We start from the raw sequence: 4,973 nt of genomic DNA on the forward strand, positions 1-4,973 counted from the left end.
CTTGACGTGCTGCGTGAGGTGACTCCGCGGGCGGGTCGGGTGCCGCTGCTGTCCACGGTGACCGGCGAGCTGATCGACGGCTCCGGCATGGATGCCGGGTACTGGTACACCAACCTCCGTGCCACCGTGGAGTTCGCCGACGCGACCCGCGCGCTGCTGGAAGAGCACGGTGTCGGAACCTTCATCGAGATCAGCGCGCACCCCGTGCTGGCCATGGCGGTTCAGGAGAGCATCGAGGAGAGCGGCCGTGAGGCCGCCGCGTTCGGCACCCTGCGCCGCGACGAGGGCGGTGCCCAGCGCGTGCTGGCCTCCTTCGCGCAGGCATGGGTGCGCGGGGTCGCCGTCGACTGGCGAGCGGCCGTCTTCGCCGGCACCGGGGCCGAGCGCGTCGACCTGCCCACCTACGCCTTCCAGCAGGACAGTTACTGGCCCCGGCCGCTCACCGGCTGGCTGGGTGACGTGGCCTCCGCCGGTCTGGGTTCGGCCGACCACCCGCTGCTCGGCGCCTCCGTGGCGCTGGCGGACGCGGACGGTCACCTGTTCACCGGACGCCTGGCGCTGGACTCGCACCCGTGGCTGGCCGACCACGCCGTGGGCGACATCGTGCTGCTGCCGGGAACCGCCTTCGTCGAGCTGGCGGTCCGGGCGGGTGACCAGGTCGGCTGCGACCGCCTGGAGGAGTTGTCGCTGGAAGCACCGCTGATCCTGCCCGCCAAGGGCGCGGTGCAGGTCCAGCTGTGGGTCGGTACCCCGGACGACGCCGGCCGGCGCACCGTCAGTCTGTACTCCCGAGCCGAGGACGCGCCGGCGGAGGAGCCGTGGACCCGGCACGCGGCCGGTCTGCTCGGTACCGGCGTGGCCGCCTCGATGGATGAGTTGGCCGAGTGGCCGCCGGCGAACGCCGAGGCCGTCCCCGTCGACTCGCTCTACGAGGGCTTCGCCGCCGCCGGGTTCGGCTACGGACCGGTGTTCCAGGGCCTGCGGCGCGCCTGGCGGCAGGGCGGCGAGCTGTTCGCGGAGGTCGAACTTCCGGAGGAGAGCTGGGAGTTGGCCGGACGGTTCGGCCTGCACCCGGCCCTGCTAGACGGCGCGCTGCACGCGATCGGGCTCGGCGGAGTGCTGGAGGGCAGCGGGCAGGCCCGTCTGCCGTTCGCCTGGTCCGGAGTCTCGCTGCACGCGGTCGGTGCCACCGCACTTCGGGTGCGGATCGTCGCGAACGGCCCGGATGCGGTCGCGCTGCACGTCGCCGACGGCACGGGCGCGCCGGTCGCCACGGTCGAGTCGCTGGTGCTCCGGCCGGTGTCGGTGGACCAGTTCTCCGCCGCCCGCGCCGCCTACCACGACTCGCTGTACCGGGTGGACTGGACGGCGGTGCCGCTCGGCTCCCCGGCCGGCCGGAGCACCGAGCGGTGGGCCGTCCTGGGCGACGAGACCCTCGGCCTGGACCAGGCTGCCGGCTTCGCCGACCTGGCCGCGCTGACCGGGGCCCTCGCCGACGGAGCCGCGGTTCCGGACACCGTGGTGGTGCCGCTCCTGGGAGGTATCGAGGCGGAGCCCGGCACCGGGCTCCCCGCCGCCGCCCACCTGAGCACGCACCGGGCCCTGAGCGTGCTGCAGGACTGGCTGGCCGAGGACGCCTTCGCCGGCTCCCGGTTGGCCGTGGTGACCCGTGGCGCCGTGGCGGCCGGTACCGACGGGACGGTGGCGGACCTGGCGGGGGCGACGGTCTGGGGCCTGGTGCGTTCGGCTCAGACCGAGAACCCCGGCCGGATCGTCCTGGTGGACCTGGATGAGGAGGGGGCATCGCTCGACGCGCTGCCCGCGGCGGTCGGCAGCGGTGAGCCGCAGCTGGCCCTGCGGTCCGGATCCGCCCTCGCCGCCCGGGTGGCGAGGGTCCCGGTGGCCGACGAGGCGGACCTTCTGGTGCTGGACCCGGAGGGGACGGTGCTGGTGACGGGTGCGACGGGCACCCTCGGTGCGCTGTTCGCCCGGCACCTGGTCGCGGAGTACGGCGCGCGTAGGCTGCTGCTGGTCTCGCGGCGCGGGGCTCAGGCCGAGGGTGCGGCGGAACTCGCGGACTCCCTGCGGGAGTTGGGTGCGGAGCCGGTCTTCGCCGCCTGTGACGTCGCGGACCGTGACGCGCTGGCCGCCCTGCTCGCCGAACACCGCCTGACCGCCGTGGTGCACACCGCCGGTGTCCTGGACGATGGCGTGATCTCCTCCCTCACCCCCGAGCGCATCGACACCGTGCTGCGCCCGAAGGTGGACGCGGCCTGGAACCTGCACGAACTGACGCAGGATCACGACCTCGCCGCGTTCGTGCTGTTCTCCTCCGCCGCCGGTGTCTTCGGCGGCGCAGGTCAGGGCAACTATGCAGCGGGCAACGCCTTCCTGGACGCCCTGGCACAGCAGCGCCGGGCCGCCGGACTTCCGGGACTCTCGCTCGCCTGGGGCCTGTGGGCCGAGGAGAGCGGTATGACCGGCGACCTCGGTGACGCGGGCGTCGAGCGGATGGCCCGCGGCGGTGTCATCGCCCTGTCCTCCGAGGAGGGCCTGCGGCTGTTCGACGCCTCCGTGCGATCGGCGGAGCCGGTGCTGGCGCCGATCAGCCTCGACCTGGCCGGGCTGCGCGGGCAGGCGGAGGCGGGCATGCTCCCGCCGCTGCTACGCGGTCTGCTGCGCGGCCCGGTACGGCGCAGCGCGGACGCGGGCTCGCGGCCCGGCGGCGCCTCTCCACTGATGCAGCGGCTCGCGGCACTGCCCGAGGCCGAGCGCGACGCGGCCCTGCTGGACGTCGTACGGGCCGAGGCAGCCGCCGTCCTGGGCTATGCGGGCCCGCACGCGGTGGACGCCGACCGGGCGTTCAAGGACCTCGGGTTCGACTCGCTGACCGCCGTCGAGCTGCGCAACCGCCTGAACGCCGCGACCGGCCTGAGGCTGCCCGCCACGCTGGTCTTCGACTACCCAAACCCGGGGGCGCTCGCCGAGCTGCTCCGCACCGAGCTCCTGGGCTCGCTGCCCGACGCGGCGGCCGTCGCGGTGGCGGCGGCCGACGACGAGCCGATCGCGATCGTCGGGATGGCCTGCCGGTTCCCGGGCGGGGTGAGCTCGCCCGAGGAGCTGTGGCGGCTGGTGGCCGACGGTGTCGACGCCGTGTCGGGATTCCCCGCCGACCGCGGCTGGGACACCGAGGCGCTCTACGACAGCGACCCCGAGCAGCAGGGCACCACCTACACCCGTGAGGGTGGTTTCATCCACAACGCCAGCGAGTTCGACCCGGACCTCTTCGGGATCTCGCCCCGCGAGGCCGTCTCGATGGACCCGCAGCAGCGGCTGCTGCTGGAGACCTCGTGGGAGGCGTTCGAGCGGGCCGGGATCGACCCGAACTCGGTACGCGGCAGCCGCACCGGCGTCTTCGTCGGCGTGATGTACAACGACTACGGCATGCTGCTCCAGCAGTCGGCGGAGGCCTTCGAGGGCTACGTCGGCACCGGCAGCTCCGGCAGCATCGCCTCGGGCCGGGTGTCCTACACCCTGGGCCTGGAGGGGCCGGCCGTCAGCATCGACACCGCCTGCTCCTCCTCCCTGGTGGCCCTGCACCTGGCGGTGCAGGCGCTGCGAGGCGGCGAGTGCACCCAGGCGCTGGCCGGCGGTGTGGTGGTGATGGCCACCCCGGCTCCGTTCGTGGAGTTCAGCCGTCAGCGCGGCCTGTCGGCCGACGGCCGCTGCCGGGCGTTCTCGGCCGACGCGGACGGCACCGGCTGGGGTGAGGGCGTCGGCATGCTGCTGGTCGAGCGGCTGTCGGACGCGCGCCGCAACGGGCACCCGGTGCTGGCGATCGTGCGCGGTAGCGCCGTCAACCAGGACGGTGCCTCCAACGGTCTGACAGCCCCCAACGGTCCGTCCCAGCAGCGGGTGATCCGCCAGGCGCTGGCGTCGGGCGGGCTGACGGCCGACCAGGTGGACGCGGTCGAGGCGCACGGCACCGGTACGACCCTCGGTGACCCGATCGAGGCCCAGGCCCTGCTTGCCACCTACGGCAAGGGCCGTCCCGAGGACCGCCCGCTGCTGCTGGGCTCGCTGAAGTCCAACATCGCCCACACCCAGGCCGCGGCCGGTGTCGGTGGTGTGATCAAGATGGTGATGGCGATGCGGCACGGCGTACTGCCGCAGACCCTGCACGTCAGCGAGCCGTCCCCGCACGTCGACTGGTCGGCCGGCGCGGTCGAGCTGCTGACCGAGGCCCGGTCCTGGCCGGAGACCGGACAGCCGCGCCGCGCGGGTGTCTCCTCGTTCGGTATCAGCGGCACCAACGCCCACGTGATCATCGAGCAGGCACCCGAGGAAGCCGCCCCGGCCGAGCCCGCCGCTCCCACCGGGCCCACTGCCCGGGCGGCGCTGCCCTGGGTGCTGTCGGGCCGTTCGCAGGCGGCGCTGCGCGGTCAGGCCGAGCGGCTGCTGGCCCGGCTGGAGGCCGGACAGGCGGCGGACCCGGCCGACATCGGCTGGTCGCTGGCCACCACCCGCGCGGCGCTGGAGCACCGCGCCGCCGTGGTGGCCGCCGACCGGGCGGAGCTGCTGCACGGTCTGAGGGTGCTGGCGCACGGCGAGTCGACGGCGAACACGGTTCAGGGTGTGGCCGCTTCGGGGAACCGTTCGGCGTTCCTGTTCACGGGGCAGGGCAGCCAGCGGGCCGGTATGGGCCGTGAGCTGTACGAGACCTTCCCGCGCTTCGCCGAGGCTTTCGATGCGGTCTGTGCGGAGCTGGACGGGCACCTGGACCGTCCGTTGCGCGAGGTGGTGTTCGGCGGGGAGGAGTTGGACCAGACCGGGTACACGCAGCCGGCGCTGTTCGCGGTCGAGGTGGCGCTGTTCCGGCTGGTGGAGTCGTGGGGTGTGCGGCCGGACTTCCTGGCCGGGCACTCGATCGGTGAGATCGCCGCGGCGCACGTCGCCGGGGTGCTCTCGCTGGC

General features: G+C 74.1%; 1 protein-coding gene. It reads left to right on the top strand.

Translation table 11 applies throughout. From position 1 onward, the window contains the following. On the top strand, positions 1-4,973 hold a 4,973-nt coding region (locus tag ACWDAK_RS40565; RefSeq protein ID WP_449806578.1), incomplete at both ends, for a type I polyketide synthase.

The organism is Kitasatospora sp. NPDC001175 (assembly GCF_053598215.1).